The sequence below is a fragment of the Peiella sedimenti genome (assembly GCF_030504955.1).
GTDB lineage: Bacteria > Pseudomonadota > Alphaproteobacteria > Caulobacterales > Caulobacteraceae > Brevundimonas > Brevundimonas sedimenti.
The window spans coordinates 323,901-346,905 of record NZ_JAUKTR010000002.1; the positions used below are offsets into that span (position 1 = coordinate 323,901).

At 69.4% G+C, this 23,005-nt stretch carries 22 protein-coding genes; 11 read left to right on the top strand and 11 right to left on the bottom strand.

Annotated features, from left to right (window positions below):
• The 9 genes from Q0812_RS06580 to hemE form a co-directional block, all read right to left on the bottom strand.
• A partial coding sequence (locus tag Q0812_RS06580) for a ParA family protein (RefSeq protein ID WP_302109663.1) occupies positions 1-124 on the bottom strand: 124 nt, incomplete at its 3' end.
• Positions 125-131: 7 nt separating this feature from the next.
• Positions 132-752, bottom strand: a complete 621-nt coding sequence (gene rsmG / locus Q0812_RS06585) for a 16S rRNA (guanine(527)-N(7))-methyltransferase RsmG (RefSeq protein ID WP_302109516.1) — start codon at positions 750-752, stop codon at positions 132-134.
• Complete coding sequence (mnmG, locus tag Q0812_RS06590; RefSeq protein ID WP_302109517.1) at positions 749-2,623, bottom strand: tRNA uridine-5-carboxymethylaminomethyl(34) synthesis enzyme MnmG; 1,875 nt, start codon at positions 2,621-2,623, stop codon at positions 749-751. The genes rsmG and mnmG overlap by 4 nt, the downstream gene beginning before the upstream one ends.
• 66 nt (positions 2,624-2,689) lie before the next feature.
• Positions 2,690-3,985: a tRNA uridine-5-carboxymethylaminomethyl(34) synthesis GTPase MnmE gene (gene mnmE, locus Q0812_RS06595; protein WP_302109518.1), complete on the bottom strand. Its 1,296-nt coding sequence runs from the start codon at positions 3,983-3,985 to the stop codon at positions 2,690-2,692.
• 4 nt (positions 3,986-3,989) lie between these two features.
• Entirely contained in the window at positions 3,990-4,214 is a 225-nt protein-coding gene (locus Q0812_RS06600) for a DUF6489 family protein (RefSeq protein ID WP_302109519.1), read from the bottom strand.
• 78 nt (positions 4,215-4,292) lie between these two features.
• On the bottom strand, positions 4,293-5,645 hold the full coding sequence (gene rho, locus Q0812_RS06605; RefSeq protein WP_341923519.1) for a transcription termination factor Rho: 1,353 nt from the start codon (positions 5,643-5,645) through the stop codon (positions 4,293-4,295).
• Between the two features lie 195 nt (positions 5,646-5,840).
• A complete protein-coding gene (locus Q0812_RS06610) occupies positions 5,841-6,311 on the bottom strand; it encodes a CopD family protein (RefSeq protein ID WP_302109520.1) in 471 nt (156 codons plus the stop codon).
• The gene (hemH, locus tag Q0812_RS06615) at positions 6,308-7,342 is read right to left on the bottom strand and encodes a ferrochelatase (RefSeq protein WP_302109521.1); all 1,035 of its coding nucleotides are present in this window, start codon (positions 7,340-7,342) and stop codon (positions 6,308-6,310) included. Before hemH ends, Q0812_RS06610 begins: the two co-directional genes overlap by 4 nt.
• Positions 7,343-7,346: 4 nt before the next feature.
• Entirely contained in the window at positions 7,347-8,372 is a 1,026-nt protein-coding gene (gene hemE / locus Q0812_RS06620; protein WP_302109522.1) for a uroporphyrinogen decarboxylase, read from the bottom strand.
• 443 nt (positions 8,373-8,815) lie between these two features.
• On the opposite strand from hemE, the gene Q0812_RS06625 reads away from it, so the two are divergent.
• The 5 genes from Q0812_RS06625 to dnaQ are packed head-to-tail and all read left to right on the top strand — an operon-like array spanning position 8,816 to position 12,475.
• Complete coding sequence (locus Q0812_RS06625; protein ID WP_302109523.1) at positions 8,816-9,658, top strand: pyruvate, water dikinase regulatory protein; 843 nt, start codon at positions 8,816-8,818, stop codon at positions 9,656-9,658.
• Positions 9,655-10,251 (top strand): Maf family protein, encoded by a 597-nt coding sequence (locus Q0812_RS06630; RefSeq protein ID WP_302109524.1) that lies wholly within the window; start codon positions 9,655-9,657, stop codon positions 10,249-10,251. The genes Q0812_RS06625 and Q0812_RS06630 overlap by 4 nt, the downstream gene beginning before the upstream one ends.
• Complete coding sequence (locus Q0812_RS06635) at positions 10,248-11,093, top strand: shikimate dehydrogenase family protein (protein ID WP_302109525.1); 846 nt, start codon at positions 10,248-10,250, stop codon at positions 11,091-11,093. The genes Q0812_RS06630 and Q0812_RS06635 overlap by 4 nt, the downstream gene beginning before the upstream one ends.
• A complete protein-coding gene (coaE, locus tag Q0812_RS06640; RefSeq protein ID WP_302109526.1) occupies positions 11,090-11,713 on the top strand; it encodes a dephospho-CoA kinase in 624 nt (207 codons plus the stop codon). Before Q0812_RS06635 ends, coaE begins: the two co-directional genes overlap by 4 nt.
• Before the next feature lie 42 nt (positions 11,714-11,755).
• Complete coding sequence (gene dnaQ / locus Q0812_RS06645; protein WP_302109527.1) at positions 11,756-12,475, top strand: DNA polymerase III subunit epsilon; 720 nt, start codon at positions 11,756-11,758, stop codon at positions 12,473-12,475.
• A gap of 21 nt (positions 12,476-12,496) precedes the next feature.
• Here the strand turns inward: dnaQ and secB are convergent, their stop codons facing one another.
• The gene (secB, locus tag Q0812_RS06650; protein WP_302109528.1) at positions 12,497-12,985 is read right to left on the bottom strand and encodes a protein-export chaperone SecB; all 489 of its coding nucleotides are present in this window, start codon (positions 12,983-12,985) and stop codon (positions 12,497-12,499) included.
• 177 nt (positions 12,986-13,162) lie between these two features.
• Between secB and timA the strand changes: the two genes are divergently transcribed.
• From timA to Q0812_RS06680, 6 genes are all read left to right on the top strand, one after another.
• Positions 13,163-13,786: a TIM44-related membrane protein TimA gene (timA, locus tag Q0812_RS06655; protein ID WP_302109529.1), complete on the top strand. Its 624-nt coding sequence runs from the start codon at positions 13,163-13,165 to the stop codon at positions 13,784-13,786.
• A complete protein-coding gene (locus tag Q0812_RS06660; protein WP_302109530.1) occupies positions 13,786-14,874 on the top strand; it encodes an MltA domain-containing protein in 1,089 nt (362 codons plus the stop codon). Before timA ends, Q0812_RS06660 begins: the two co-directional genes overlap by 1 nt.
• Before the next feature lie 31 nt (positions 14,875-14,905).
• A complete protein-coding gene (locus Q0812_RS06665) occupies positions 14,906-16,006 on the top strand; it encodes an AI-2E family transporter (protein ID WP_302109531.1) in 1,101 nt (366 codons plus the stop codon).
• Positions 16,007-16,319: 313 nt separating this feature from the next.
• On the top strand, positions 16,320-21,095 hold the full coding sequence (locus Q0812_RS06670; protein WP_302109532.1) for an NAD-glutamate dehydrogenase: 4,776 nt from the start codon (positions 16,320-16,322) through the stop codon (positions 21,093-21,095).
• 14 nt (positions 21,096-21,109) lie between these two features.
• Positions 21,110-21,577 (top strand): universal stress protein, encoded by a 468-nt coding sequence (locus tag Q0812_RS06675; RefSeq protein ID WP_302109533.1) that lies wholly within the window; start codon positions 21,110-21,112, stop codon positions 21,575-21,577.
• 97 nt (positions 21,578-21,674) lie between these two features.
• Positions 21,675-22,436 carry a Bax inhibitor-1/YccA family protein gene (locus tag Q0812_RS06680; protein ID WP_302109534.1) on the top strand — a complete coding sequence of 254 codons (762 nt, stop codon included), beginning with the start codon at positions 21,675-21,677 and terminating at the stop codon, positions 22,434-22,436.
• Between the two features lie 61 nt (positions 22,437-22,497).
• On the opposite strand, the gene Q0812_RS06685 is transcribed toward Q0812_RS06680, so the two are convergent.
• Entirely contained in the window at positions 22,498-22,830 is a 333-nt protein-coding gene (locus Q0812_RS06685) for a DUF2794 domain-containing protein (RefSeq protein WP_302109535.1), read from the bottom strand.
• Positions 22,831-23,005 lie beyond the last annotated feature (175 nt).

Consider the following 23,005-nt stretch of genomic DNA (forward strand, 5'->3'; position numbering starts at 1 on the left):
GCAAAACCCGTTCGCCGACGGCCGCCAGGGCTGTGCCGAGATTTATAGCCGTGGTGGTCTTGCCGACCCCGCCCTTCTGGTTCGCAACCGCCAGGACGCGGACGGGGCCCGGCTGGGCGGAGATGACGGGTTCAGCGGACAAGGCGGGCGCTCTCGATCGACACAATGCGGCTTTCCGGGTCGGTCGCCGACGGGATCAGCTGGGCCGAGATCCGCCGGCGGCGCCGGGCCTCAGCCAGTTCGGCCTCGGCCTTTCGCCCTTTCAGAAACAGGCCCCGCGCGCCCCGGTCAAGGTAGCCTTGGGCGTAATCCAACAAACGATCCAAAGGCGCGACGGCCCGAGCGGTGACGACCTCGACCTTCAATCGCTGATCCTCGGCGCGTCCGTTGACGACCGTCGCCGGCAGGGCCAACTCCGTCACGGCCTGCTCCAGGAAGCGGCAGCGCTTGCCGAGGCTGTCGATCAGATGGACGTGGGCGCCCGCACGATCCTTCAGCAGGATCGCCAGGACCACGCCCGGAAAGCCCGCGCCGGCGCCGAGATCGGCCCAGGTCCTGGCCGTGGGCGCGAGTTTCAGCAGCTGGGCGCTGTCCAGGGCGTGCCGTATCCAGAAGTCTGCGAGGGTCGACGGGCCGACCAGATTCATCACCGCGTTCGCCTCGATGAGAAGCTCGCGGAAACGCCCCAGGTCCGCCATGGCCTGATCGGAGGCTCCGGTATCGGCCTGAAAGGCCTCGGGCCCGTAGCTCATGCCGCGGAAGCGGCGTTCAGCCGCCGCACATGGCCCAGCAGGGCCGTCAACGCCCCTGGGGTCACGCCTTCGATCCGCGCCGCCTGGCCCAGGGTGCGTGGCCGCACCAGGCTCAGCTTTTCGCGCGCCTCGGCCGACAGGCCCCCGACTTTGCCGTAATCCATATCGACGGGGAGGATCAGGGACTCTTCGCGCCGCAACGCTTCGGCGTCGGCCCTCTGGCGGTCGAGATAGCCCGCATAGGCCGCGTCGATCTCGATCTGCTCGCGAACCGCCGGGCTCCAGTCGGAGATTTCAGGCCAGACCTGAGCCAATCGATCCAGCGACACCTCCGGCAGAGCCAGCAGCTGGAGAACGTCACGGCGGCGGCCGTCCGCCTTGGCCGGCAGGCCGTTCGCCTCCGCCTCCTGGGGGGTCAGGGTCAGCTCGGAAGCCCGCGCCCGCTCGCGGACGAGAGCGTCCGCCTTGGCGGTGAACGCTTGGGCGCGCTCGTGACCCACCACGCCCATAGCCAGGCCCATGGGCGTCAGGCGCTGATCGGCGTTGTCCGCCCGCAGGGTCAGGCGGTACTCAGCCCGGCTGGTCAGCATGCGATAGGGTTCGGTGACCCCCGTGGTGATCAGGTCGTCGATGAGCACGCCCAGATAGGCCTGGTCCCGGCCCAGCACGGCGCCGTCCTGGTCTCCCACCGCGCGCGCGGCATTGAGACCGGCCCACAGCCCCTGCGCCGCCGCCTCCTCGTAGCCCGTCGTGCCGTTGATCTGCCCGGCCAGATAGAGGCCCGGCAGGCGCTTCACAGCCAGGGTCGCGTCCAGTTCGCGCGGATCCACATAGTCGTATTCGATGGCGTAGCCGAAACGCTCGACCTCCACCTGTTCAAGCCCCGCCATGGTGCGCAGGAAGGCCAGCTGGGTCGCCTCGGAGACCGAGGTGGAGACGCCGTTCGGATAGACGATGTCACCGCAGGGCGTGCCGGGCAGGCCTTCGGGCTCAAGGAACACCTGATGACTGTCCTTGTCCGCAAACCGCACCACCTTGTCCTCGATGGAGGGACAGTAGCGCGGCCCCCGTCCCGACAGGGCGCCGCCATACACCGCCGACTCGTCCAGCCGCTCGGCGATGATCTGGTGGGTCTCCGCATTGGTCCACGTGACCCCGCAGGCGATCTGCTGGCGCTCGATGCGATCGGTCAGGAACGAGAAGGGCACAGGCTCGGCGTCGCCTTCCTGGCGTTCGAGCCGGTCCCAGGCGATCGAGGCGGTCCGCAGTCGGGCTGGCGTACCCGTCTTCAAGCGCCCCATCCGCAGGTCCAGACCGTAAAGCGTCTTCGACAGGCCGATGGCGGCCGGGTCGCCATGACGGCCCGCGGCCTGGCGGAATTCGCCCCGGTGGATGACGCCGTTGAGGAAGGTGCCGGTCGTCAGGACCACGGCCCCAGCTCTGATGTCGCACCCGCCCGCCGTCCTCACGCCGACCACCCGGTTGGCCTGAAGGATCAGGTCGTCGACGGGCGCCGCACGCAGCTCCAACCCTTTGACCTCTGCCAGAAGGGCCTGCATGGCCGTCTTGTACAGGCCACGGTCGATCTGGGCCCGGGGGCCCCGCACGGCTGGGCCTTTGGACCGGTTTAGAAGGCGGAACTGGATGCCTGCGGCGTCCGAGGCCTTGCCCATCAAGCCGTCCAGGGCGTCCACTTCCCGGATCAGATGCCCCTTGCCAAGCCCGCCCATGGCCGGGTTGCAGGACATCTCACCGAGAGCGTCCAGTCTGTGCGTCAGCAGTAGAGTGCGCGCACCGGCCCGGGCGGCCGCGGCGGCCGCCTCGCATCCGGCGTGACCGCCGCCGACAACAATGACATCAAAGCTGCTCATGGGGAGCGCGCCTATAGCATCAATCCGGCGGCGGTGCGACCGAACCCCTGTGTTTCACGTGAAACATCACTTGCCGATGCAGAAGCTGGAAAAGACCTCGTCCAGCACATCCTCCACGCCGATGCGCCCTGTCAGACCGTCCAGGGCCGCCGCGGCCGCCCGGACATCTTCCGCCGCCAGCTCGGGGCCGATACTCAGGGCCGCCCCCGCTTGTTCCAGCGCCTCGATCGCCATGGAGAGGCGCCGGGCGTGGCGCGCCCGGGTCACAGCGGGAAACTCCGAGCCGGAAAGGCTTTGCGCCACGTGAGCGGCCAGGGCCTGCCTAAGCCCGGCCACGCCCTCGGGGCCCGGCGCGGTGTCGAACACCCGGGGCCCGGAGGCCCTCGTCCCGGTCATGTCTGCGCGGGTTCGTACCCACCAGTCGGCCGGGCCAGTGTCCACGGTCTCGGCGGTCCTCCCGTCTCGCAGGTGCAGCCGCAAGTGCGCCGTCTCGGCGCGCAGGCGGGCCCGACGCACGCCCTCGGCCTCGACCACATCATGGGTGTCGCGAAGCCCTGCCGTGTCAAACAGAACGACGCGGTAGCCGCCCAGATTCAGCGCCCCCTCCAGCACATCGCGGGTGGTGCCGGGGATATCCGTAACAATGGCCGCGTCCCGCTCAAGCAGTCCATTGAAGAGGGTGGACTTGCCGGCATTCGGCGGTCCCACCAGGGCGACCTGAAACCCGTCGCGCACCGCCTCGCCTCGGGCGCCTTCCGACAGGGCCTGACGCAAACGCTGCGCCAGATCGCTGATCGGCCCCCCCATGCTGGACGCCAGGTCCTCCGGCAACGCCTCGTCGGGGAAGTCGATCGCGGCCTCCAGTCGCGCGAGGATGCGGACGAGATCGGCGCGCCACGCCGCCGCCCGCCCCGCCATGGCGCCGTCCAACTGGCCGAGGGCCTGGCGCCGCTGCGCGTCGCTTTCAGCGTCGATAAGGTCGGCGATGCCTTCGGCCTGGGTCAGGTCCAGCCTGCCCGCTTCAAAGGCCCGCCGGGCGAACTCACCGGGCTCGGCGGCTCTCAGGCCTTGCCCAAGCAGTGCCCTCGTCACGGCGTGGACCACGGCCGGCCCACCGTGAAGGTGCAGCTCTACCACGTCTTCGCCGGTGAAGCTGGCCGGTCCGCGAAATCCCACCACCAGCGCTTCGTCGAGCCCTTCACCGTTGGGTTCGAGCAACTTGCGCAGATGGGCCTGGCGCGGCTCCAGGTTCGTCGCGCCCAGCGCTGCGGCGGCCTCCCACGCCGCCGGACCGGACAGCCGGATCACGGCCAGGGCCGCGCGTCCGGGCGCCGTCGCCAGGGCGAAGATGGTGTCGCGCATGCCCCTAGGGCTTCGCCGCCGTCATCATGGCGCGGAAGGCGTCCTGGGCCTGAAGGCCGAAGCTGGTCCAGGCCTTCATCAGCTCCTCGGGCTGCATGCGCGCCATGTTCTCGTCCATGCGCCGCTGCATCTCCGCCACGAGGTGTTGGTTCAGCGGCGCGACGTCGGGCAGGCCCAGGAATGCACGGGCCTCTTCCGGCGTGCAGTCGATCTCGACATTGATCTTCATGGTCAGACCTCCCGGTCAGACTGTTTCACGTGAAACAGGCACCCTCAAGCCGCGCCGCCCGGCCTGCTGCGATAAGGATCAGGTGTTCATGGACTGGAAGAAGTCGCCGTTGTTCTTCGTCTGGCGCAGCTTGTCCAGCAGGAACTCGATGGCGTCCTGCGGCCCCATGGGGTTGAGGATGCGGCGCAGCACGTAGGTCTTGGTCAGCTGATCCTTTGGCGTGATCAGCTCCTCCTTGCGGGTGCCGGACTTGAGCACGTCGATGGCGGGGAAGATGCGCTTGTCCGCCACCTTGCGGTCCAGGACGATCTCCGAGTTGCCGGTGCCCTTGAACTCTTCGAAGATCACCTCGTCCATGCGGCTGCCCGTGTCGATCAGGGCCGTGGCGATGATGGTCAGGGATCCGCCCTGCTCGATGTTGCGCGCGGCGCCGAAGAAGCGCTTGGGCCGCTGCAGGGCGTTGGCGTCCACGCCGCCCGTCAGCACCTTGCCCGAAGATGGAACCGTGGTGTTGTAGGCTCGGCCCAGACGCGTCACCGAGTCCAGCAGGATCACCACGTCGCGCTTGTGTTCGACCAGGCGCTTGGCCTTCTCGATCACCATCTCGGCGACCGCCACGTGCCGCGTCGCCGGCTCGTCGAAGGTGGAGGCCACCACCTCGCCCTTCACCGTTCGCTGCATGTCGGTGACTTCCTCCGGACGTTCATCAATCAGCAGAACGATGAGATAGCACTCCGGGTGGTTGGTCTCGATGGACTTGGCGATGTTCTGCAACATCACGGTCTTACCGACCCGCGGCGGCGCCACGATCAGGCAGCGCTGACCCTTGCCGAGCGGCGCGACGATGTCGATGACGCGGCCCGACCGGTCCTTCAAGGTCGGATCCTGAATCTCCATGTTCAGCCGCTCGTCCGGATAGAGCGGCGTCAGGTTGTCGAAGTTGACCTTGTGCTTGACGGTCTCAGGGTCTTCGAAATTGATCGTGTCGACCTTGAGGAGGGCGAAATAGCGCTCGCCTTCGCGCGGGCCGCGCACGCCGCCCTCCACCGTGTCGCCGGTCCTCAGTCCGAAACGGCGGATCTGGGAGGGTGAGACATAGATGTCGTCCGGGCCCGGCAGATAGTTGGCGTCGGGACTGCGCAGGAAGCCGAAGCCGTCGGGCAGCACCTCCAGCACGCCCGAGCCGGTGATCTCCACCTCCTCGTCGGCCAGAGCCTTGAGGATGGCGAACATCAGGTCCTGCTTGCGCAGATTGGAGGCGTTCTCGATCTCGAAGGCTTCGGCGAAGGCCACCAACTCGGTGGGCGACTTCTCCTTGAGCTCCGTCAGGGAGACCTTCTGGCCGGCGATGGACTCTTCGACAGCGTCGGCGCCCTCCAGCTCGGCGGAGGCGGGCGTTTCGGCGGCTTCGGGGATCAGGTCGTCGCTCATGGAGGTCACGCAGGGTCAGGCGCCGCCGGGATCGGCGGGCTCGGGTCTAGGGGAATGTCGGGCCCTAAGGCCGATGGGGGGCCGGCGCAGGCGCCTCAGGGGGCTGAGCCGGGCAAGGAGACGGGACGCCGGGACGGACCCAACGTGGTAGGTCAGCGGAACCACATTCGCAGGACCGCCGTCAAGCGCCGCCGATCAGCTTTGGCCAAACTCGGTCGTCACGGCGATCACCATGATGATGGCCGCAAGGAAGGGCAGCTCGTTGGCCATCCGCCAGAACTTTTCGCCGCGCCGGGACGCGCCGGCGGCGATGCGCTTGCGCTCGACCATCAGGTAGTGATGCCAGCCCGTCAGCACCACCACACCCAGAAGCTTCGCGATCATCCACGGCTGGGCCAGAAAATCCCAACCCCGAAGCACTGCTCCATCCACCCAGATCAACAGGCCGCCGAACAGCCAGGCGGCGATCATGGCCGGGTTCATGATGATCTTCAGGAGCTTGAACTCCATGGTCTGGAAGGTGACATCCAGGTCCGAGCCCCGTCCGGCCCTGGCGTGATAGGCGAAAAGCCGGGGCAGGTAGAGCAGGCCGGCCATCCAGGCGATCACGGCCAGGATGTGCAGACCCCTGAGCAGGTCATAGTGTTCGGCCAGCCAGGCGTTCACGACGTAAGTCCTTGATCTGACGACGCTTCTGAACGGGGGCAGGCCGCGAACCCCGGCGCGCAGCCTGGCCCGCAGGGCGCTGTCCCCCCCGCCCTCCTTGCCGCGATCACAGCCTCGGCCAGCCCCCCGATGAAATCGGGCTGAACGCCCGCCGCCGGAACCCGAACATAGGCCGGCAGGCCCAGCTCATGAGCCAGTTCAGCGTACTCGATGTCCAGCTCGACCAGGGTCTCGATATGCTCGGAGACAAAGGCGATGGGGACCACCGCCACTCCGACCCGGTCCCGCGCCGCCGTCTTCAGCGCATCGATCGTCGACGGCTCCAGCCACTTCATGGGCCCGACGCGGCTCTGGTAGCAAATCGTCCAGTCGGACAGGCCGGCCCTTGCGGCGACCGCCGCGGCGGTCATCTCCACCTGGGCCTGATAGGGATCGCCGCCGTCAATGACCGACTTCGGCACGCCATGGGCCGAGAACAGGACCCGGAGCGGCCGGTCCGATCCCGCCAGCGCTTCGGTGATCAGCCGCGCCTGGCTGTCGATCCAGCCCCGGCCAGCCGGATAGCAGCAGACGGTCGAGGTCCGCGCGGTCCCGCCATAGGACTTGCGCCACGCCTTCAGGGACGAAGCGGTCGTGGTCGTGGAGAACTGGGGGTAGAGCGGCAAGAGCACGATCTCGTCAGCTCGCCAGGCCGCCACCTCGGCGGCCACCTCCTCCACCATGGGCGTCCAATACCGCATGGCGATGAAGACCCGTGTCTCCGCCTCGGGCAGCGCGGTCTTCAGCGCGGCCGTCAGAGCCGCGGCCTGGGCTTCAGTCTCCGGCACGATGGGCGAGCGCCCGCCCATGAGGGCGTAGTTGGCCTGCGCCGCCTTCTCGCGCCGTGATGAGATCAGGCGAGCCAGGGGCGTCCGCAACAGCCCCGGCAGGCGGATGATGGCCGGATCGTTGAACAGGTTGAACAGAAAAGGCCTTACGGCCTCGGGTCCATCCGGTCCGCCCAGATTGAACAGCACCACCGCCAGCCGCATCGGCTCAGCCCTTCAGCCGCTGAAGCGTGCGTTCCACATGGGCGATCGGCGTGTCCGGCAGAATGCCGTGGCCCAGGTTGAAGATCCACGGACCCGCGCCCCAGGCCTCAAGCAGCTGGTCGATCCGGACGTCGAGCGCCGGGCCGCCCGCCCGCAGAAGCAGAGGATCGAGCGCGCCCTGAATCGGTTTGATCTGCTGCACCTTCCGTCCCACGGCCAGCGGGCAGCTGGTGTCCAGCGCCACCGCCTGGACCGGGACGGCCGCGGCATAGGCCTCCGCCTGGGCCGCCACGCCGCGCGGAAAGCCGATCAGGGGCAGGTTCACGCCCCGCCCGCGCAGACCCTCGACGATACGCTGATGGGGTTTCAGAACCAGCCGCTCGAACAGGTCGTCGGGCAGGCCCTCGGCCCAGCTTTCGAACAGTTTCAAGGCGTCGGCGCCCGAGCGCGCCTGCATGGCCAGGTAGTCCACCGTGGCCTCGACCAGCACCTCCAGCAGCCGGTCCACCCGCTCCGGCGTCTCGTAGGCGAAGCGCCGCGCCGCCGCCCGGTCGAGCCCCGGCCGGCCGTCCAGCATATAGGTGGCCACGGTCCAGGGCGCCCCGGCGAACCCGATCAGCGCCTTTCGCACATCGAGATTGGCCCGGACCAGGCGCAGGGTTTCGCCCACGGCGCCCAAGGCCTCGCCCGCCTGAAGAGTGCGCTCGGCCATGGCCTCCAGCGGCGGCAGCTCGCCCAGGACCGGCCCCTCGCCAACCTCGAAGCGGACGTCCTGTCCCAGGGCGCGCGGGATCAGCAGGATATCGGCGAAGACAATCGCCGCGTCGAAGGGGAAGCGCCGCATGGGCTGCAGCGTCGCCTCCGCCGCCCGCTCCGGGGTCAGGCAGAACTCGATGAAGTCCCGGCTCCGGGTGCGCAGCTCGCGGTATTCCGGCAGGTAGCGCCCCGCCTGCCGCATGAACCATACCGGGGGTCGCGTCAGGGTCTCGCCGTCCAGGACGCGCAGGAAGTCAGGTCTCGCCGGGCTCATGGCGCTCCGGTCTCATGGAATCCCGCCCCTCTCAACTCAAAAAGAAAAAGAGAAAGAGCCTTGTTGAGGAAGATAGGGCAGGGGCGCCGTGGGGATGATCTCGCTTTCCATGCCCGAACCGCCGGGTCATCCCCAGCGAGCCCGGGCCCCGAGCGTCAGTGGGCCGAGGCTGTGGAGGACGGGGATAGCCTGGCTCAGCGCCTTGCGGGCGTTAAGGAAGCGTTAACCTCTTCGAAGGGATCGGCTGTGAATGGTGTCTGGGCGGGCCGAACGGCGCCCAGTTGTCGATGATCCAGCGTTCAGAGCCTCGGCGCCTGGGGACGGGCGGACCGGGGGGTCCACCGCCGTCCCCATAGCTTCGGGAATGGCGCGACGGTTGACGTCGGCGTCCCCCGCCGCCCAACTGTTTTCCACACCCACCCAGTAGGACCGGATCCCTCTCGATGCCGCAGGCCCCGCCCCGCCTCGCCACCTATTTCCATGTGCATCTGGTCTCCGATTCCACCGGTGAGACCCTGAACGCGGTGGGCAAGGCGGCCACGGCCCGCTTCGAAAGCGTCATCCCGATCGAGCACATCTACGCCCTGGTCCGCTCGCCCAAGCAGATGGAGCGCGTGCTCGAGCAGATCGCCGCGGCCCCGGGCCTGGTGCTGCACACCCTAGTGGACCCGGACCTGCGCAATATGCTGATCGAGGGCTGCCGGGCCCTCAATACGCCGGAGATCGCGGCGCTCGATCCTCTGATCGCCACCCTGTCGCGCTATCTCGGGGCCTCCCTGACCACGCGGGTGGGCGCCCAGCACGCCCTGGACCATGACTATTTCAACCGGATCAGCGCCCTCGACTACGCCATCGCCCACGACGACGGACAGGGCGCGCCGGACCTGAACAAGGCCGACGTGGTTCTGGTGGGCGTCAGCCGCACCTCCAAGACCCCGACCTGCATCTATCTGGCTCACCGGGGCGTGCGCGCCGCCAATGTGCCCCTGGTGCCCGGCCACGGGACGCCGCCAGGTCTGGAAGGCCTGACGCAGCCCCTCATCGTCGGCCTGACCGTCTCGCCGGACCGCCTGCTGCAGGTCCGCCGCAACCGATTGAACGTATTGGGCGAGGTTCGTGACACCAACTATGTGGATGAGGGCGTGGTCCGCGACGAAATTATCCAGGCCAAGCGCCTGTTCCACCGCAACGGCTGGCCCACCATCGACGTGACCCGGCGGTCCGTTGAGGAGACGGCCGCCGCCGTCATCAACCTGCTCAATGAACGCCGCGAGCGCCGCCGATGACCCGCCTGGTTCTGGCTTCCCGCAGCGCCGCCCGCCTCAGCCTGCTGCGGGGCGCCGGCGTTCCCGTCGAGGCCGCCGACGCCGGTGTTGACGAGGGCCCCCTGAAAGACCGCCTGGTGGCGGAGGGGCGCTCGCCCCTTGAGGTGGCGAAGGCTCTGGCCACGGCCAAGGCCCTGGCGGCGTCCGAACAACGCCCCGACGCGGTCATCATCGCGGCCGATCAGACGCTCGACCTGCACGGCCGCCTGCTCGACAAGCCTGTGGACCTGGAGGCGGCCGCCCAACGCCTCCGGGACCTGCGGAACACGACCCACAGCCTACACTCGTCAGTTGTACTTGCGGTCAACCAAACCGTGTTATGGGAGCACGTGGATTCGCCGCGACTCACCTTCCGGGACTTCAGCGACGCTGAGCTGGACCGCCAGCTGGCGAGCGAGGGCGAAGCCTTGCTGTCCAGCGTCGGGGCCTACCGGCTTGAAGGCCCGGGGGTTCGGCTGCTCGCGGCCATGACCGGTGACTACTTCTCCATCCTCGGCCTGCCGCTGCTGCCCCTGCTGGCTGAACTGCGGAATCGGGAGCTGATTCCGGAGTGAGCAAGGCCAAGGGGGCAGCCAAGGTGGCGGGGGTCGTCGGATCTCCCATCGCCCAATCTCTCAGTCCCGTCATGCACGGGGCGTGGATCAGGGCGGCGGGCCTGGACGCCGTCTATGCGCCTTTCGAGACGACGCCCGGCGGGTTTTCCTCGTTCATCCAGGGCCTCCGCCGAGCCTCGCTGCTCGGCCTGAACATCACTGCACCCTTCAAGGGTCAGGCGGCCAGGCTGGCGGACATTCGCTCGCAGGAGGTGAGCCTGACGGGTTCCGCCAACCTGCTGCTGTTCCGGGGCGGCCAGATCGAGGCGCACAGCACCGACGGGGTTGGGCTGATCTGGGCGCTTACGACGGCCGGGCTGGAGGCGCCGGAGCGGGCCGTCATCATGGGCGCCGGCGGAGCCGCCGCGGCGGCGCTGCCCGCCCTGTCGCGCTGGGGTGTGCGGGAAATTATCGTGGCGGCGCGCCGTCCCTCGACGGCAGGCTGGCTACGGAACGTCGCAGCCGGCGTATCGGTCGCGCCGTGGGAGGATCTCCCCGATGCGGTCGCCGGCGCGCCCTTGCTTATCAACGCCACGCCCATGGGCCTGCACGGCTCGTCCTCGCCCGAAGTTCCACTTGAACGCATGGCGCCAGGTGCAGCCGTGATGGACATGGTCTATCGTCCGCTCGAGACGCCGCTCTTGCGGGCCGCTCGGGCGGCGGGCCTCAGGCCGATCGATGGACTGGACATGCTGATCGGCCAGGGCCGCCCCTCCTTCGAGGCCCTGTTCGGGCAGCCGCCCGATGTCCGCCTGGATATCCGGGCCCTGCTTGAGCAGGCCCTGGCGGAGACGACCACATGATCGTCCTGGGCCTGACCGGCTCGATCGGCATGGGCAAGACCACGACGGCAGGCCTCTTCCGCGAACTCGGCGCCCGTGTCTGGGACGCCGACGCCGCCGTGCACCAGCTCTACGCCAAGGATGGACCGGCGGCCCGAGCCCTGGAGGCGATAGCCCCCGAAGCCGTTCACGACGGCGTCGTGGATCGGGTCGTCCTGCGCCGCCTGCTGTCCGAGGCTCCGGACCTCCTGCCTCGCATCGAGGCCGCCATTCATCCCCTGGTGGCTGAGCACCGAGCCGCCTTCCTCGAGCAGGCCAAGGCCGATGAGGTGAAGGTGGCGGTCCTCGACATTCCCCTGCTGTTCGAGACCGGCCGGCAGGCCGACCTCGACGCCGTGGTGGTGGCGACCGCGCCGCCCGACGCCCAGCGCGTCCGCGTTCTCGGCCGACTCGGGATGACCGAGGCGCGCTTCAGGGCCCTTCTGGCGCGCCAGCTCCCCGATGCGGAGAAACGCGAGCGCGCGGACTTCATCGTCGACACCTCGCGGGGCCTGGAGGCCGCCCGTCAGCAGGTGCGGGGCATCATGGCGGTGGTCACGGCGCCGGGCTGGCGGCGCAAGGCCGATGGGGGCGCGACCTAGCGGACTCTTTTCAATCCGGGCGAACCGCGCGACTAAGAGGCCATGGCGCGCGAGATCGTTCTGGACACGGAAACCACGGGACTGGACCCTCGCGCCGGTCACCGCCTGATCGAAATCGCCTGCATCGAGGTGGAGGATCTGCTGCCCACCGGCCGCGTCTTCCACAGGTATGTGAATCCTCAGCGGATCATCGAGGCCGACGCGATCCGCGTGCACGGCATCACCAATGAGCGCGTGGCGGGCGAGCCCCTCTTCTCCGACATCTGCGAGGAGCTGCTGGACTTTCTGGCGGGCGATCCCATCGTGGCTCACAACGCCGCCTTCGACCGGGGCTTCATCAACCACGAGCTCGGCCTGTGCGGATGGCCGGAACTGCACGAAGACCGCTGGATCGACACCCTGGCCCTGGCCCAGAAGCGCTTTCCCGGCATGGCCAACTCGCTCGACGCCCTGTGCCGGCGCTTCAAGGTCTCGCTGGCTGAGCGGACCCTGCACGGCGCCCTGATCGATACGCGCCTGCTGGCGTCCGTCTATCTGGAACTGCGCGGCGGCAAGGAGCGCGGCCTGGACCTGTCGGTCGCTGCGGCTCCCATGGTCCAGGCGGCGGCGGCCGCCGCCGCGAGCCGGCCGGCGCGCGAATGGCGGCCCAGGTCCACGACCGCCGAGCGCGAACGCCACGCGGCCTTTCTGGCTGACGTGCTGAAGGACCGATCGCTGTGGGCGGCCTACGACGGCGAGGCTCAGGCGACCCGGGCCGCCTGAGACGTCGTCCTGATCAGGCCCCTAGGCCTGACCCTGGGCGATCTGCGCCTTGCGCGAATGGTAGATGGCGGCGAAGTCCAGGGGCTCCAGCTGGAACGGCGGGAAGAAGCCGCCCTCCGAGGTGCAGTTGGAGATGATCTGGCGCGCGAACGGGAACAGATAGCGCGGGCATTCCACCAGCAGCATGGGCTCCATGTCGTTGGCGGCGACCCCGGCGATCTGGAACAGCCCGCCGTACTGCAGTTCGATGTTGAACAGCACCGCCTCCTCATGGGTGGCCTTCACCGACAGCTTCAGGTCGACCTCGAAAAGGCCGTCGGCGCGGCCCTGCGCGCCCATCTCGACGCCCAGGTCGATGGCCGGCTTGCCTTCCACCCGCAGACTTTCGGGCGCGCGCGGGTTCTCGAAGGACAGGTCCTTCACGTACTGGGCCAGGATGCGCATCTGCGGCCCGGCGGGGGCGTCCCCCGGGGCGGGGGCGCCCTGGGGCGCTGCGGTTTCGTCGGTCATGCTCGAGCCAAGCCTTTGCGGGAAACCTGTTCAGGCTCCCTTGGGGAAAGAAAGCGCGGCTGCTATCACGGGGGCCCCAAAGGCGCAATGCGACCGCGGCCAGGCGATCAGGGCCTTGGACGGCGGCGCGGGCGCGCCTAACTAGTCGGTCAACGCCGGCCAACCCCAGAGCGCGCCTTGAACCAGACTGTCGTCATCATCCTCCTTGCCGTGGCCGCCCTCTTCCTGCTGTTCCAGCTTTACAACGTGCTGGGCAAGAAGGTGGGCCGTCAGCCCGAGGACGACCGCCCGGCCACGCCCCAGGGCGCGCCCGCCCCCACGCCCGCCGAAGCGCTCGCCGCCGCTCACGGCCTGGATGCGGAAGCGGCCAGGGGCGTCGCCGCGCTCAAGGCGCGCGATCCCCAGTTCGACGTCACCCGTTTCCTGGACGGCGCCCGTCAGGCCTATGAGACCATTGTGCGGGCCTACGCGGCGGGCGACGTCGAGACCCTCAGGCCGCTGCTGTCTGAACGGGTCCTGGCCCTGTTCGAGGCGGGCATTCAGGAGCGTTCGGCCTCGGGCGCTCAGGAAAGCGTGGAGTTCGTCCACCCGCCTCGCGCCGACATCGACCATGCCGAGGTCACGGGCGACATGGCCCAGGTGCGCGTGCGCTTTCTGGCCGAGCTGCTCGACAAGCGTATCGAGTCCTCCGGCGAGACGACGACCGAGCGCCGCACCGCCGAGCTGTGGACCTTCGAGCGCCGCCTGGGCGTGGCGGATCCCAACTGGCGTCTGACCCGCACCGAGCCCGCCACCGCCTGATGCGGCTCAAAGCCCTCGCCCCGCTGGTTCTGGCGGCTGCGGTGAGCGCCTGCGCCAGCCTGCCGGAATCCGAGCCCGGGCCGACACCGTCTCCCCAGGCGCCTTCTCCGCCGCCCCCGGCTCCCGCACAGCCGCCGCCGCCAGCGCCGGTCCCGGCGAATTTCGCGGGCCTGGACGGCTGGACGCAGGCCGACCACCTGGCCGCCTTCTTCGCCTGGCGGCGCGCCTGCGCGGCCGGGGTCGTACGCCAGGCCGAGGCGGCCTGCGCCGCCGCCTTGCGCGGCGACTTGACCGACAGGGTCGCGGCCCGCGCCTACTTCGAGACCTGGTTCACGCCGATCCGCGCGGAAGGCGAGGGGCTGCTGACAGCCTATTTCGCCCCCGAGTATGAGGCGCGCACGACGCCGGACGCCGAGTTCTCGGCGCCTGTTCGACCGCGGCCGCAGCTCGCCGAAGGCCCCCATCCCAGCCGCGCGGAGATCGAAGCTGTGCCCGCCGGGGACGCCCTGGCCTGGATGCGGCCCGAGGACCTGTTCTTCATGCAGATCCAGGGGTCGGGCTATCTCACCCTGGAGGACGGTCGTCGCGTCCGGGCCGCCTTCGCCGCCCACAACGGCCATCCCTTCACGGGCATCGCCCGCCCCATGGAGGCGCGAGGCCTTCTGCCGCGCGGCCAGACCTCCGGCGAGGCCATCCGCGCCTGGCTGGCCGCACATCGCGGGCCGGAGGCGAATGAGGTCATGGCCCTCAATCCCCGCTATGTCTTCTTCCGGCTGGAGCCGGATGACGGCGGCGAGCCCTCGGGCGCCGCGGGCGTTCCCCTGACCGCCCGCCACGCCATCGCCGTGGACCCCGCCCACTGGACTTACGGCGATCTCGTCTGGATCGAGGCGTCGGGGGCCTCCCTGCCCGGCGCCGTGGCCGGGTATCATGCGCTGACCGTGGCGCTGGACACGGGCGGCGCCATCCGCGGGCCGGTCCGCGCCGACTTCTACATGGGGCGGGGCGAGGCGGCCGGGCGAGAGGCCGGAACGGTCAGGCACCCCTTGCGCATGTGGCGGCTGGCGCCCCGGCAATCGGCGGATTGACCGTGGCTTCGCAAGGCTGGATGGTCCGGTCATGAGCCGTTCTCCCGCCAAGCCGAAGGTCGATCAGGCCAACGCCGCCGCCGCGCATGTAACGCGCAACGCCGTGGTCGTCATCGCCGTGGTGGCGGCGGGCGCGGCCCTCTACTGGCTGCGGGACATTCTCACCCCCCTGGCCCTGGCCATCTTCCTTCTGATCATGATTGACGGGCTGGCCCGCTGGGTGTCCGACCGCACCGGCCTGGCGGGGGGCTGGGCCCTGGCCTTTTCGGTGGTGCTGATCACCCTGGGCTTCGCCGGGGCGGTCTGGGTGCTGATCGACGGGGTCGCCGGCATCCTCAGCCAGGCCTCGACCCTGGCCGAACGCATCGACGCCATCATCGCCGACGCCGCCCGCATGGCCCGGCTCGAGGTGACGCCCACCGCCCGGGACCTGCTGGAGCGGCTGGACCTCGCCGCCTGGGCCGGCCGCCTCGCCGGCCAGGTGCAGAGCGTGGCCTCCGGCGCCTTCTTCGTGCTGGTCTATCTGGGCTTCCTCATGGCCTCGCGCGTGGGCTTCAAGCGCAAGCTGGTGGCCATGTTCCCGGGCCGGGGCGAGCGCGACGAGGCGGTCGAGATCTTTGGCCGTATCCGCAGCGGGGTCGAGGGCTATCTCTGGGTCCAGACCGTCACGGGCCTGATGATCGCCGCCGCCGCCGCCGTGCTGATGACGGTGGTGGGCCTGGACAACGTGCTGTTCTGGACCTTCGTCATCTTCGTGGTGGGCTACATTCCCATACTGGGCGGCGCCGTGGCGGGCCTTGCGCCGCCCCTGTTCGCCCTGGCCCAGTTCCCCGGCTACAGCCAGGCCCTGATCCTGCTGATCGGTCTGTATGTGATCCAGTCCATCGTCGGCAACTTCATCCAGCCGCGCATGCAGGGCGACAACCAGAACATCGATCCGGTGGTGGTGCTTCTGGCCCTCGCCTTCTGGGGCGCATTGTGGGGCGTGGCGGGCATGTTCCTGTCGACCCCGCTGGCGGTCATGGCCATCGCCATTCTGGCCCAGTTCCAGGGCACCCGCTGGATCGCCATCCTGCTGTCGGGAGACGGCGACCCCTATCCCGGCGAGGACGCCGACCCGGCCGCGGCCTAGGGACGGGCGGCCACGAATTTTTCCACAGGCGAACCTTTTTTCGCCCGACGGCGTTCCTATATCCGCATCGACCGGCGGCGTCCCCCTCCGCCGCCGAGCCAGACCGGCGCTTCCCTCCCCCCTCGCGCCGGGAATAACGCCCGCCGCCCCTCCCCCCTCGTGGCGGGCGCCAGCCGCCGGATGTCTTTGCGACATCCGGCGGTTTTGCTTTGGGGGGCGGATTCGCTTTTGGGGCTTCAATCCCCCGCCGCCTTGGCCTAGAGCCTGACGAGTCCGCCCGCCGACCGGGCGGGTCGATCAAAGCGGCGCGGAAATGATCCAGAGCAAGATTCGCAAGGCCTTCGTCGAAGCATCCGGCGCGGGGGCGAAGCTGACCGCCCCAGCCGAGCTGTTCCTGACCCAGGCCCTTGAGGATCACGCGGCCGATGAGACGCCCGAGCTCAGCCTTGAGGCCACCGTGCGTGAGCTGGGCCTGTTCTGGAAGCGCGCCCACGCCCACGATCCGGCCGTTGGGCCCGACATCCGGACGCGCCGCGTGGACGGCTGTCCCTACGACCTGATCGAGATCGTCCAGGCCGACGGCCCCTTCCTGGTGGACAGCGTCATGGGCGAGCTGACCGCCCAGAACGTCTCGGCCCGCGCCATGTATCACCCGGTGGTCGAGATCGACGGCAAGCGGCTGTCCTTCATCATGGTGGTGATCGACACGCTGACCGAGGACCGCGCCGCCATCGTCCGAACGGCAGTGCGCGAGGCCCTGGCGGACGTGCGGGCCGCCGTCGACGATCACGCCGCCATGGACGCCCTGATGCAGAAGAGCGTCGCCGATCTGAAGACCGGCGCGGCGGGGCTGGACCAGGATCAGCTCGACGAAACCGTGGCCTTCCTCGAGTGGCTGAAGGGCGATCACTTCGTCTTCCTGGGCGCGCGCGAGTACGGCTATCCGCGCACCAAGGACGGCGACTACGCCGCCCAGGCGCCGCTGACCCAGGCCAAGCAGGGGCTGGGCGTCCTGCGCGACCCGAACCGGGCGGTGCTGCGCCGCCTGAACGAGCCGGCCCTCCTGACCCAGCAGCTGCGCGCCCGCCTCGACCTGTCCGAGCCGGTGATCGTGGCCAAGGCCAACCTGCGCTCGCGCGTCCACCGCCGCGCCTACATGGATTACGTCGGCGTGCGCCGCTACGGCGACGACGGCAAGCCTTCGGGGGAGGTGCGCTTCGTGGGCCTCTTCACCGCCGAGGCCTATGACCGTTCGGCCGGCCAGGTGCCCCTGATCCGCCGCAAGGTCGCCAACGCCCTTGCCCGCGCCGCCAAGGTCGAGGGCAGCCACAGCCACAAGCGGCTGAAGAACATTCTCGAGAACTATCCGCGCGACGAGCTCTTCCAGATCTCAGAGGACGAGCTGCTCGAGACGGCCCTCGGCATCCTGCATCTGTACGACCGGCCCCGGGTCAAGCTGTTCACCCGCAAGGACCCCTTCGACCGTTTCGTCTCGGTGCTGCTGTTCGTGCCGCGCGATCGCTACGACGTGGGCGTGCGCCAGCGTGTCGGCAGGCTGCTGTCCGAGGCCTGGGGCGGGCGCATCTCGGCCTTTTATCCGCTGCTGTCCGACGCCCCGCTGGTGCGGGTGCACTACATCGTCGGGGTCGAGCCAGGGTCGCACCCGGAGCCCGACCTGGCCCAGCTGGAAGCGGCGGTCGCCGAAACTTCGCGCTCCTGGCGCGACCGCTTCGAGCAGGCCGCGCGCGACAGCGGCCGCGCCGACGTGGCGGTCGAGGACCTCACCGAGCGCTGGGCCGACGCCTTTCCCGCCGGCTTCCGCGACCGCTACGACGCCGACGAGGCCCTGCGCGATCTGGACGAGATCGAGCATCTGGACGGCGCAGGCGATGTGGGCGTGCGCGCCTTCCGCGCCGCCACGGACTCGGTGCTGCAGTTCCGCTTCAAGCTTTACCGACGCGGCGGCCCGGCGCCCCTGGCCGACGTGCTGCCTATCCTGGACCACATGGGGCTGAAGGCGCTGGAGGAATCCGGCCACGCCGTGCGCGCGCCCGACGGCGTCGTCACCTATGTGCACGAGTTCCTGCTGGAGGACCCCCGCGGCGAGCGCTTGTGCTTCGACGAGGTGCGCGACCCCTTCGAGGCCGCCTTCGCCGCCGCCTGGTCGGGCGAGACCGAGAGCGACGGCTTCAACCGCCTGGTGCTGGAGCTGGGCGTCGGCTGGCGCACCGCGGCCCTCATCCGCGCCCTGGCCCGTTACCGCGGCCAGACGGGGCTGGATCCCAGCCAGCAGCTCCAGGAAGAGGCCCTGGCCGACCATCCCAAGGTGGCCCGCCTGCTGCTCGAGCTTTGGTCCGCCCGCTTCGATCCGGACCGCAAGGGCTCGGCCGATGATCGCGCCGCGGCGTCCGAAGACATCTACGGCCGCATCATCGAGGCGCTGAAGGACGTGGCCAGCCTGGATCACGACCGGGTGCTGCGCCGCCTGGCCAACCTCATCCTGGCCATCAAGCGCACCAACTTCTACCAGAACAAGCCGCACATCTCCTTCAAGATCGCCAGCCGCGAGCTGGAGGAGCTGCCCGCGCCCAAACCCTTCCGCGAGATCTTCGTCTGGGCGCCGCACGTCGAGGGCGTGCACCTGCGCTTCGGGCCGGTGGCGCGCGGCGGGTTGCGCTGGTCCGACCGGCGTGACGACTTCCGCACCGAGGTGCTGGGCCTGGTGAAGGCGCAGCAGGTCAAGAACGCCGTCATCGTCCCGGTGGGCTCCAAGGGTGGCTTCTATCCGAAGTGCCTGCCGCGCGGCGGCGCCCCCGACGCCGTTCGGGCCGAGGCCATCCGCGCCTACACCACCTTCCTCTCGGGCCTCCTGGACGTGACCGACAACATCGGCGCCTCGGGCGAGGTCATCCACCCGGACCGGGTGGTCCGCTGGGAAGGCGACGACCCCTATCTGGTGGTGGCCGCCGACAAGGGCACGGCCACCTTCTCCGACATCGCCAACGGCATCTCGGCCGACTACGGCTTCTGGCTGGGCGACGCCTTCGCCAGCGGCGGATCGGCCGGCTACGACCACAAGGTCATGGGCATCACCGCCCGCGGCGCCTGGGAAGCGGTCAAGCGCCACTTCCGCGAGATGGGCAAGGACATCCAGAAGCAGCCCTTCACCGCCGTCGGCGTGGGCGACATGTCCGGCGACGTCTTCGGCAACGGCATGCTGCTGTCCAAACAGACCCGTCTGTTGGCCGCCTTCGATCACCGCGACATCTTCGTCGATCCCGATCCCGATCCGGCCGGCTCCTGGAAGGAGCGGTCGCGCATGTTCAAGCTGCCCCGCTCGTCCTGGCAGGACTACGACAGGACCAAGATCTCCAAGGGTGGCGGCGTCTTCTCGCGCAGCCTGAAGAGCATCCCCATCAGCGCCGAGATGAAGGCCGCGCTGGACATCACCGCCGACGCCCTGACGCCCCAGGAGCTGATGCGCGCCATCCTGCTGGCGCCCGCCGAGCTGCTCTATCTGGGCGGCATCGGCACCTATGTGCGCGCCGAGGACGAAACCGACCTCAGCGTCGGCGACAAGGCCAATGACGGCGTCCGCGTCACGGGGCGCGAGCTGCGGGTCCAGGTGGTGGGCGAGGGCGCCAATCTGGGCCTGACCCAGGCGGGCCGCATCGAGTTCGCCCGCAACGGCGGCCGCATCAACACCGACGCCATCGACAACTCCGCCGGGGTCGACAGCTCGGACCACGAGGTCAACATCAAGATCCTGACCGGTTCGGTCGAGACCGCCGGCAAACTGACCCGGCCCGCGCGCAACGAGCTTCTCGCCTCCATGACCGACGAGGTGGCCGAGAAGGTCCTGGCGCACAACTACGACCAGACCTTGGCCCTGACCCTGGCCGAGGCCCGCGCCGCGCCGGAAATGGACGCCTACGCGGCCTTCATGGCCCGCCTCGAAGCCGCGGGACGCCTGAATCGCGAGGTCGAGGGCCTGCCGGACGCGGCCGCCACCGCCGAGCTGATGGCCAACCATCGCGGCCTGACCCGGCCCGAACTGGCGGTGCTGCTGGCCTATGCCAAGCTCGAACTGTCCGAAGAGATCGTCGCCTCCGCGGCGCCCGAGGACCCGGCCTTCGAGGACACCCTCGTCGGCTACTTCCCCGAGCCGCTGGGCCGGTACGAAAAGGCCATGAAGACGCATCGGCTGCGGCGCGAAATCATCGCCACGGTCCTGTGCAACGATATCGTCAACCGGTGTGGCGCCACCTTCCCCTCGCGCCTGAAGGCGGCGGCGGGCTGCGACACCACCGCCATGGTGGTGGCCTATGAGGCGGCCCGGCGCATCTTCCGCCTGGACGAGGCCTGGGACGAGGTTTCGGCCCTCGACAATAAGGCCCCGGCCGCCGCCCAAACTGCGCTTTATGCCGAGATCGCCCTGATCCAGCGGCGCCAGACCTTCTGGCTGGCCCGTCGCGCCACCCGGGGCGGGGCCGACGTGAAGACGCTGATCAAGGCCTATCAGGACGCCGCCGACGGCCTGCGCGCCGAGGGCGCTGGAACCCTGTCCGATTTCGACCGGCAGGGCTTCGCCAGGCGGGCCCAGGCCTTCGCCGAGCTGGGCGCCCCCAGGGACCTGGCCAAGGCGGTGGCCCTGCTGCGGCCTCTGACCGCCACCAGCGACGTGGCGGATTTGGCCCGGGCGGCGAAGTGGCCGGCGCCCGCCATGGCGCGGCTCTATCATCAGGTGGGCGCCGTGTTCGGCTTTGACCGGCTGCGTTCGGCGGCCGGATCCCTGGCCTCGGCGGACCATTTCGAACGCATGGCTGTGCGCCGTCTGATCGAGGACATGCTGCAGGAGCAGGCCCAGCTGACCCGGGCCGTGGCCGCCACGACAAAGAAGGGGGCTGCGCTGGACGGCGCCGGCGCCCTGGCCGCCGCCCGCGCCTGGGCCGAGGCTCGCCCCGAGGCGGTCGACCTCGCCGCCCGCACGGTGACCGAGATCGAACAGGCCGGTCAGGGCTGGAGCTTCGCCAAGCTGACCATCGCCAACGCGGCCCTGCGCGAGCTGGCCGCGGCGGCCTCGGGCTGACGGGGGAGGGGGCGGTGCCGCGCAAGTTCCTGGTGATCGTCGACGACAGCGAGGAGTTCGCCGCGGCCCTGTCCTACGCCTGCCGCCGCGCCCGTTCGACGGGCGGACGGGTGGCCATGCTGCGCGTGACGCCTGACGCCGCCTTCGAGCACTGGTCCGGCGTCCGCGACGAGATCGAGCGCCAGCAGCGCGAGGAGGCCGAGACCCTTCTGCGGCGCCTGGGCGAACAGGTGCTGGAGCGGTCCGGCCAGCCGCCCGAGTTCCTTATCGAGCGGGGCGACGCCAAGGCGGCCATCAAGGCGGTGGTCGCCGCCGATCCCGAGATCAAGATCATGGTGCTGGCCGCCGCCACCGGCGGCCGCGGCCCCGGCCCGCTAGTCTCGGCCCTGGCCAAGGAGGGCGCGGGCTTCGGCGGACGGCGCCTTCCCGTGACCGTGGTGCCGGGCGATCTCACCGACCAGGAGATCGAAGACCTGGCCTGAGCCACGAGCGACGCTCCGCTCTGTCCGATTTTCCTTGTGTTCCGGGCCCCGTCTCCCAATATTTCGGGCAGACCTCCTTTGGAGACCAGGAAAGACGATGAACGACTTCAATCGCGACCTCGCCGGCGCCCCGGCTCGCAGCGAAGCCGCGCTCGACGCCGGCCTGCGCGCCTTCATGCTCGGCGTTTACAACAAGCTGGCCCTGGGCCTGGCCGTGGCGGCCGCCCTGGCCTGGACCACGGCCTATGTGCCGGCGGTGCGCGACCTCATGTTCGTGACGACGCCCGACGGCCGCCTGACCGGCTTTACCCTGCTCGGCACGATCGTGCAGTGGTCGCCGCTGGCCATGCTGCTGATCTCCATGTTCGCCATGCGCAACCCGACGGCGCGCGGCACGGGTCTGCTCTACTGGATGGTCGTGGCCGCCTTCGGCGCGGGCCTGGGCGTGATCTTCCTGGCCTATTCAGGCGCTTCGATCGCCACCACCTTCCTGATCACGGCGGGCGCCTTCGCGGGCCTGTCCCTGTTCGGCTACACCACCAAGATGAATCTGGGGCCCGTGCGCAGCTTCCTGTTCATGGGAGTGATCGGCCTGATCCTGGCCAGCCTGGCCTTTATGTTTCTGCCGGCCGTGCAGAACCCGATGATGTACTTCCTCATCAACATCGCCGGGGTGCTTATCTTCGCCGGCCTGATCGCGGCCGACACCCAGCACCTCAAGCTCGGCTACTACGAGGCCCAGCGCAGGGGCGGGGAATCCCTGGGCGTGCTGACGAACTGGGGCGCGCTCAGCCTGTTCATCTCGTTCATGAACCTGTTCCTGTTCCTGCTTCGCCTCATGGGCGGCAGCCGCAACTAGGCGGCAGAACAGCCGGAATGACGAAGGCCCCGGTTCGCCGGGGCCTTTTTCGTATGGGGGGTCAGTCCACGACGCTGAAGCGGCGCGCATCGAACACCCGCAGCACCTGGTCCAGTTCGCGGCCGCGCTTCAGGATCTGGCCGCCCTCGCCGAACACGGCCCAGGCCCCCTGCTTCCGAGCCAGGGCCGGACGCTTCTCAATGCGGTAGGCGGGGCTGTCGCCGGTCCGCCGGAAGACGGCGAACTCACAGGCGTCCCGGCCCGGCGCCATGGCGTAGTCGCGCCATTCGCCCTGGGCCACCATGCGGCCGTAGACCCTCAGGATCAGGTCCAGCTCGCGCCGCTCGAAGAAGACGGGGCCGCCAAGGGCCTGGCCCAGGGGATCAAGGCTCATCGCCGGAGAATCTATGAGCCTGACGGCCGCAAGCCAAGCGGAGCCGGACCGCCCGCCCGCTGCGTTAATCTGTAACCACGAAAAGGTCTCATTTCGGTCCTTGCGCCGCCCCCTTGGCTTTCCATCTTGAGCCTGTCGGCGGTTTTGGTCCCGGTGGTCCCGGATCCTGAACAGC

Coding starts and splice junctions, on each gene's coding strand:
- rsmG (WP_302109516.1), bottom strand. CDS start 752: ATGAGCTACGGGCCCGAGGCCTTTCAGGCCGATACCGGAGCCTCCGAT.
- Q0812_RS06665 (WP_302109531.1), top strand. CDS start 14,906: ATGAGCCGTTCTCCCGCCAAGCCGAAGGTCGATCAGGCCAACGCCGCC.
- secB (WP_302109528.1), bottom strand. CDS start 12,985: ATGACCGACGAAACCGCAGCGCCCCAGGGCGCCCCCGCCCCGGGGGAC.
- Q0812_RS06685 (WP_302109535.1), bottom strand. CDS start 22,830: ATGAGCCTTGATCCCCTGGGCCAGGCCCTTGGCGGCCCCGTCTTCTTC.
- Q0812_RS06630 (WP_302109524.1), top strand. CDS start 9,655: ATGACCCGCCTGGTTCTGGCTTCCCGCAGCGCCGCCCGCCTCAGCCTG.
- mnmG (WP_302109517.1), bottom strand. CDS start 2,623: ATGAGCAGCTTTGATGTCATTGTTGTCGGCGGCGGTCACGCCGGATGC.
- dnaQ (WP_302109527.1), top strand. CDS start 11,756: ATGGCGCGCGAGATCGTTCTGGACACGGAAACCACGGGACTGGACCCT.
- Q0812_RS06680 (WP_302109534.1), top strand. CDS start 21,675: ATGAACGACTTCAATCGCGACCTCGCCGGCGCCCCGGCTCGCAGCGAA.
- hemE (WP_302109522.1), bottom strand. CDS start 8,372: ATGAGCCCGGCGAGACCTGACTTCCTGCGCGTCCTGGACGGCGAGACC.
- Q0812_RS06670 (WP_302109532.1), top strand. CDS start 16,320: ATGATCCAGAGCAAGATTCGCAAGGCCTTCGTCGAAGCATCCGGCGCG.
- Q0812_RS06625 (WP_302109523.1), top strand. CDS start 8,816: ATGCCGCAGGCCCCGCCCCGCCTCGCCACCTATTTCCATGTGCATCTG.
- hemH (WP_302109521.1), bottom strand. CDS start 7,342: ATGCGGCTGGCGGTGGTGCTGTTCAATCTGGGCGGACCGGATGGACCC.
- coaE (WP_302109526.1), top strand. CDS start 11,090: ATGATCGTCCTGGGCCTGACCGGCTCGATCGGCATGGGCAAGACCACG.
- rho (WP_341923519.1), bottom strand. CDS start 5,645: ATGAGCGACGACCTGATCCCCGAAGCCGCCGAAACGCCCGCCTCCGCC.
- Q0812_RS06660 (WP_302109530.1), top strand. CDS start 13,786: ATGCGGCTCAAAGCCCTCGCCCCGCTGGTTCTGGCGGCTGCGGTGAGC.
- Q0812_RS06600 (WP_302109519.1), bottom strand. CDS start 4,214: ATGAAGATCAATGTCGAGATCGACTGCACGCCGGAAGAGGCCCGTGCA.
- mnmE (WP_302109518.1), bottom strand. CDS start 3,985: ATGCGCGACACCATCTTCGCCCTGGCGACGGCGCCCGGACGCGCGGCC.